Below are 6,209 nucleotides of genomic sequence, written 5' to 3'. Positions count from 1 at the left end.
CACCTACACCAGCCAGACCCAGCGCGAGGCCGCCTACCAGACCTGGCTCCACCACTACAATCACCACCGACCCCACACCGCCCTGAACGGCCAAACCCCCGCCAGCCGCGTTCACAACCTCACAGGGAAGTACAACTAGACCTCGGCGCCGAGGCGAGTGGTCACCTCTGGTACGGCCTGATATTTGTCTCCTATCGGTGTAGGTGTGCCCATGTGCACTTCGCACCACGGGGTGGGAGAGTGAGGCCATGCGCACCGACCAGCTCGCCCTGTCCCGCTCCGCCACCGACCGCGACGCCGAGCGGCGCAGCGAGCCCGGGCTGCTGGAGCGCCTCGCCGCCGACCCCGACACCCGGCTGCTGCTGGTCGACGCCCGCGGCCGCGTCGCCCTGACCGGCCCCGCCATCCACCCCGACCTTCCCGACGACGGCCTCACCCCGCCCAGCCTCATCGGCAGCCCCGGCGCCACCGCCTGGGAGGGCCCCGGCACCCGCAGCGGCTGGGGACTGCCCGACCTGCGCGCCGGCTACCTGGGAGCCTCGGCCCCCACCTGCTGCCCGGACCTGACCGTCCTCTACATGGGCAGAGAGCTCGACGACGACGGCGCCCCCACCGGCCCCGGCTGGATCGCCGTCGTCGTGCCCCCGGCCCTGGAGGTCCCCGACGCCCCCGAGCCGCCCGCCACCGGATCCGACGCCGAGGGCACCGCCGTCGACCACCCCGACCTGCGCCGCCTCCTGGAGCGCTACCCGCTCTCCGCCCTGCGGGCCATGGGCGCCCAGATGACCGCCCGTGACGCCGGCCTGGCCACCACCGCCACCGCCCTGGCCGCCTGGCACGCCCGCTCCGCGTACTGCCCGGCCTGCGGCGGTCGCACCGAGACCATCGAGGCCGGCTGGGCCCGCAGGTGCACCGACTGCGCCACCGTCCACTTCCCGCGCACCGACCCCGCCGTCATCATGACGGTCGCCGACGAGTCCGACCGCCTCCTCCTCGTGCGCGGCGCCACCTGGGCGCCCCGGCGCTACTCCGTGGTGGCCGGCTTCGTCGAGGCCGGCGAGTCCGTCGAGGCGGCCGTGGCCCGCGAGGTGTGGGAGGAGACCGGGATGCGCGTGGCCGAGGTCGAGTACGTGGCCTCCCAGCCCTGGCCCTTCCCCCGCTCGCTCATGCTCGGCTGCCGGGCGCGCCTGGCCCCCGGCGAGGACCGGCCCCGCCCCGACGGCCAGGAGGTCGTCGAGGCCCGCCTCGTCTCACGCGATGAGCTCACCGCGGGCGCCGACGACGGCAGCATCCTCCTGCCCGGCCCCACCTCCATCGCCCGCCTCCTCATCGAGGACTGGTACGGCGGTCCCGTCGTCAGCTGAGCGTCAGCCGGCCGCCAGCCGGCTCCTGCCGCTCCACGGCTGTCACCGCCGCCCGACTGCCGGCCCACAGCCACCGACTTCTTGTCGCCGATTCCTGTCACCGACCCGTGGCAGGCTGGTCCCGATGAGCCCGACCGCCCCCCGCCCCGACCCGACCGAAACGCCCGTCCCCGGACCGGCCCGCCGGCCGAACTCCCCGCTGGATGCCGGCAGCCTCCTGGAGGCCCTCGACCCCGACCAGCGCGAGGTCGCCGAGCACCTCGAGGGGCCCCTGTGCGTCCTGGCCGGAGCCGGCACCGGCAAGACCCGGGCCATCACCTACCGCATCGCCCACGGCGTGGCCACCGGCGCCTACCAGGCCACCCAGGTCCTGGCCGTCACCTTCACCGCCCGCGCCGCCGGCGAGATGTGCTCGCGCCTGGCCGACCTCGGTGTCCCCGGCGTCCAGGCCCGTACCTTCCACGCCGCCGCCCTGCGCCAGCTCACCTACTTCTGGCCCACCGCCGTCGGCGGACGCCGCCCCGACATCCAGGCGCACAAGGCCCCCCTGGTCGGCGCCGCCGCCCGCCGCCTGGGCCTGCCCACCGACCGCGCCACCGTGCGGGACCTGGCCGCCGAGGTCGAGTGGGCCAAGGTCACCATGACCCTGCCCGAGGACTACGCCCAGGTCGCCGTCGCCGCCGGCCGCACCGGCGTGGCCGGGCAGGAGGCTGCCACGGTCGCCCAGGTCCTGTCCCTCTACGAGGAGGCCAAGAGCGAGCGCGGCGTCATTGACTTCGAGGACGTGCTCCTGCTGACCATCGGCATCCTCCTGGACCGCGACGACATCGCCTCTCAGGTGCGCGGCCAGTACAAGCACTTCGTCGTCGACGAGTACCAGGACGTCTCCCCGCTCCAGCAGCGCCTGCTGGACCTGTGGCTGGGGAGACGCCGCCAGCTGTGCGTCGTCGGCGACGTCTCCCAGACCATCTACTCCTTCACCGGAGCCACGCCCACCTTCCTCACCGGCTTCACCACCCGCTACGAGGGCGCGCGCACCGTGCGCCTGAGCCGCGACTACCGCTCCACCCCGCAGGTCGTCTCCCTGGCCAACCAGGTCCTCTCCCGCTCCCGGCGCGGGGGCGGCGGCCTGCACCTGCCCGCCGGCGCCGTCGAGCTGGTCGCCCAGCGCCCCAGCGGCCCCGCCGTGCGTTTCAACACCTACGACGACGACGTCGCCGAGGCCGAGGGCGCCGTCGCCCAGGTGCGCCGCCTGCAGGCCGCCGGGGTCCCCCTGAGCGAGATCGCGATCCTGTACCGCACCAACTCCCAGTCGGAGGTCTTCGAGCAGGCCCTCGCCGGTGCCCAGATCGGCTACCTCGTGCGCGGCGGCGAGCGCTTCTTCGAGCGTGAGGAGGTCAAGCGCGCCATGGCTGTCATCCTCGGGGCCGCCCGCACTGAGAGGGCCACCCTGACCGGTGACCTCAGTCTGGACGCGCGCACCGTCCTGTCCCGTGAGGGTTGGAGTGAGGAGCCGCCGGCCGCCCGCGGAGCCGTGCGCGAGCGCTGGGACGCCCTCAACGCCCTCGTGTCCCTGGCCGACGAGATGGCCCAGATGCGCGGCGCCGACCTCGACGCCTTCCACACCGAGCTGCGCGAGCGCGCCGACGCCCAGAACGCCCCCACCGTCGAGGGCGTCACCCTCTCCTCCCTGCACGCCGCCAAGGGCCTGGAGTGGGACGCCGTCATCCTCGCAGGCGCCTGCGAGGGCCTGCTGCCCATCTCCCTGGCCGAGGGCCAGGCGGCCATCGAGGAGGAGAGGCGCCTGCTCTACGTCGGCGTCACCCGCGCGCGCGAGCACCTCATCATCTCCTACGCGCGCGCCCGCAATGCCGGAGGCCGGGCCGCCCGCAAGCCCTCCCGCTTCCTGGACGGCCTGTGGCCCTCCGCGCACGACGACCGCGCCGCCTCCCGAAACCAGAAGCGCCGGAGCGCCAAGGAACGCGCCCGGCAGTCCGCCGCCGACTTCGAGGCCAGCAACGACCCGCGCACCATCGCCCTGTTCGAGGAGCTGCGGGCCTGGCGCTCCCAGATCGCCAAGGAGCGCTCCAAGCCCGCCTACACCGTTTTCGCCGACGCCACCCTGCGGGACATCGCCGTCGTCAAGCCCACCAGCCTGCCCCAGCTCTCCCTCATCCGCGGCGTGGGCGCCACCAAGCTCCAGGAGTACGGCGGGCCGGTCCTCGCCCTCCTGCGGGACTTCGAGGCCGGGAGCTGAACGGCGCGCTACGCGTCGCACGCGCCGGCGGCCCGACGGCGCTTACAGAGGCTTACAGCTGCGAGCACAGGCACTCGGGGTGGCGCTCCCAGGACCGCGGCCGCCCCAGGGGCTCCTGGCCGGTGACCTCAACCGAGTGCGTGCCCCACCAGAAGGCGGGGCTCCCCACCGGGTCTCCGTCATGCTCAGGACGGTCCGCAGCAGCGCGGCCGGCAGCGTCGGTCGCATTGTCGACGGCGCCTGCCCGTCCCAGGAGCGTGTCGATGACGGCACGAGCCGTCAGTGCTGCCGCCTCATGCAGGACCAGGTGCTCGACGTCGGGCATGGGCAGGGTGCGCATCTGCGTGGCCAGCGCCGGCCAGCACGGGTCCGCGTCCCGCTCCCACAGGTTCAGGCAGGTCGAGCACGGACCGCCGTCACCCAGGACCGGGCCGATCCGCACCCCGGACTCACCGACGACGACCGGCAGATGGACAACATCCTCCTGGGCGAGCCTGCGGGCCAGCAGCGGCTCCACCACGTGCGCGTCCACCGTGACCATGACATCGGGGCGGGTACGCAACGGCGCCCGCGTCCTCAAGGCGGGAAAGTGCGCCGCCAGCAGCGGCTCCAGGCCGCCGTCCTCGGGGGAGCGGGTGGACAGGATCGTGCCCACCCCGGCCTCCGCCAGCCACAGGGCGGTCTCCTGCGCCAGGGCGCTGACGCCGTGGACCGCCAGCACCGCCTGGGCGAGGGCTGCACCACGGCCCCTGGCGTCGACACCCAGCCGGTCCCAGTAGACGCCGTCGGCCCCGCCGAGCTCGCTGGTCGCGGAGGAGACCAGGGCGCCCCGGCGCTCCAGGTCCTCGACGATCTGCCGCGCCCGCGTCACCGGCACCCGGCTGCGCCGGGCGGCCCGGTAGACGCCACCGGCCTCCAGGGAGCGCGCGAGCTCGTCGAGCAGCCGCTGCTCGGCCAGACTCAGGTCACTGACGATGGTGCGTCGCCCCGGGCTCGTGCCGATCTGGCTGACGCCCTGCTGGCGCCACAGGATGGCGCACCCGCCGCGAATACGCATTCGTGCCTCCTCAAGTCCGGTGTCGGCGAGGGGACGCCGGGACCCCTCGTCCTGACAACCCTGGCAACGGCGCCAGGACCTGAGCCGACAGTGGCACGAGTCGGCCCGGGCGGCCAGAGGCGATCACGAGCCTGTGGATAACTCTCGCGGGCCGGGCTCCGGCCGCCCGGTGGTCACTGGGCGGAGCAGGTCGCCAGGCCGGAGGTGTTGCCCGACGCGATCGCCTCAGTGGCGGCGACGGCCTCGTGCAGGGTGCTCACGGCGAAGACCTGCATCCCCTCGGGCTCGTGGTCCTTGACCTCATCGCAGTTGCTCGCCGGCGCCAGGAAGAACCTCGAGCCGGAGTTGCGGGCCCCGGCCATCTTCTGCTGGATGCCCCCGATGGGGCCGACCTGACCGTCCATGTTGATCGTCCCGGTCCCGGAGATGTCCTTGCCGCCGGTCAGGGAGCCGGGGGTGATCTCGTCGACGACCCCCAGGGCGAACATCATCCCGGCGCTGGGCCCGCCGACGTCGGAGAGTCCGAAGGTGGCCTCCACCGGGCTGTCCACCGAGATCTTGAGGCTCAGCCCCAGCAGGGACCCGGTCGTCCCCTCCTGGGGGGCGACCGTGGTCAGCGCTGCGGCCACCTGCTGCTCACCGCGGCGCACACCGAGCGTGACCCGGGTGCCCTCGGGGATCGTGGTCATCAGCTCGCGCAGCTGGGAGAAGGAGGTGATCGTGGTCGTCTGGCCGCCTTCGGGCGTGATGGTCTCCAGGACGTCCTCGGCCTGGATCTCGGTCGAGGTCTGCTGCTCGGTCACCTCGGTGACGGTCAGGTGCATGGCCCCGGCCATACCGGTCTCGATGAGGGCGGCGATGACGGCCGAGTCCTGGGAGGCGGTCATCTGGGCCTTGCCGGTCTCCTCGACCTGCTCGGCGCTCTGGTCCTGGGGGCACACCTCGTTACGGTCCACGATCCGCTTGTCCGCCGAGAACCAGGCGCCGATGAGGTCGGCGGTCGTCACCGGGTAGCCGGGGCAGCCCGAGACCGAGACGGTCGTCATCCGCAGGGCCCCCTCGGTCGGATAGGTCTCGGTGCCTGAGACCTTCAGGACGTCCTGGTCCGACGACGAACCGTTGTCCAGCACGTTCCAGGTCGGGCCGGGGGCCTCGATGACCGCGTTGACCGGCACGGTGAAGACGGCAACGATCAAGACGACAACGAGGACGAACGTCCCGGCGGCCGCGGATCGCCGCAGCCTGCGCCGACGGCGTTCCTCCCGGGAGGGCTCCGTGTCCGGCTTCTCCGTCTGCTCGGCCTGCCCGGCCTGCCCGGTCCGGCCGGGCTGGTCGCGCTGGTCCTCGTTTTCCGCCTGGGCCGGCTGGGGGATGTCGGAACCGACTGAGTCCGTCGCGTCGGCGGCGTCGTGCTGGTCTGGGTGCGTCACGCGCTCATCATGCGACATCTTCCTGGGGAAGACGGACAGTTATCGATACGAACCTGGCACGAAGTCGACACAATGACGACACGGCCTCGACCGAAGTCGTA

The 6,209-nt window shown here is 73.2% G+C and carries 5 protein-coding genes; 3 read left to right on the top strand and 2 right to left on the bottom strand.

Annotated elements, in window-relative coordinates; translation table 11 throughout:
* From HCR68_RS06130 to HCR68_RS06120, 3 genes are all read left to right on the top strand, one after another.
* The coding region (locus HCR68_RS06130; protein WP_167147594.1) for an integrase core domain-containing protein at positions 1-139 on the top strand (139 nt) is incomplete at its 5' end.
* Between the two features lie 109 nt (positions 140-248).
* On the top strand, positions 249-1,364 hold the full coding sequence (gene nudC, locus HCR68_RS06125; protein WP_167147591.1) for an NAD(+) diphosphatase: 1,116 nt from the start codon (positions 249-251) through the stop codon (positions 1,362-1,364).
* Positions 1,365-1,488: 124 nt separating this feature from the next.
* Positions 1,489-3,621: an ATP-dependent DNA helicase UvrD2 gene (locus HCR68_RS06120; protein WP_167147588.1), complete on the top strand. Its 2,133-nt coding sequence runs from the start codon at positions 1,489-1,491 to the stop codon at positions 3,619-3,621.
* A 52-nt stretch (positions 3,622-3,673) separates the two neighbouring features.
* On the opposite strand, the gene HCR68_RS06115 is transcribed toward HCR68_RS06120, so the two are convergent.
* Entirely contained in the window at positions 3,674-4,678 is a 1,005-nt protein-coding gene (locus tag HCR68_RS06115; RefSeq protein WP_167147585.1) for a hypothetical protein, read from the bottom strand.
* A 173-nt stretch (positions 4,679-4,851) separates the two neighbouring features.
* The gene (locus HCR68_RS06110) at positions 4,852-6,126 is read right to left on the bottom strand and encodes a S16 family serine protease (protein ID WP_167147582.1); all 1,275 of its coding nucleotides are present in this window, start codon (positions 6,124-6,126) and stop codon (positions 4,852-4,854) included.
* Between the last annotated feature and the right edge of the window lie 83 nt (positions 6,127-6,209).

Origin of the sequence: Actinomyces sp. ZJ308, from assembly GCF_011752065.1 — a bacterium.
Taxonomy (GTDB): domain Bacteria; phylum Actinomycetota; class Actinomycetes; order Actinomycetales; family Actinomycetaceae; genus Actinomyces.
Note: the sequence above shows the minus strand (reverse complement) of the source record. Positions and strands in the feature narration are given on the sequence as shown.

Coding starts and splice junctions, on each gene's coding strand:
- HCR68_RS06115 (WP_167147585.1), bottom strand. CDS start 4,678: ATGCGTATTCGCGGCGGGTGCGCCATCCTGTGGCGCCAGCAGGGCGTC.
- HCR68_RS06120 (WP_167147588.1), top strand. CDS start 1,489: ATGAGCCCGACCGCCCCCCGCCCCGACCCGACCGAAACGCCCGTCCCC.
- nudC (WP_167147591.1), top strand. CDS start 249: ATGCGCACCGACCAGCTCGCCCTGTCCCGCTCCGCCACCGACCGCGAC.
- HCR68_RS06110 (WP_167147582.1), bottom strand. CDS start 6,126: ATGTCGCATGATGAGCGCGTGACGCACCCAGACCAGCACGACGCCGCC.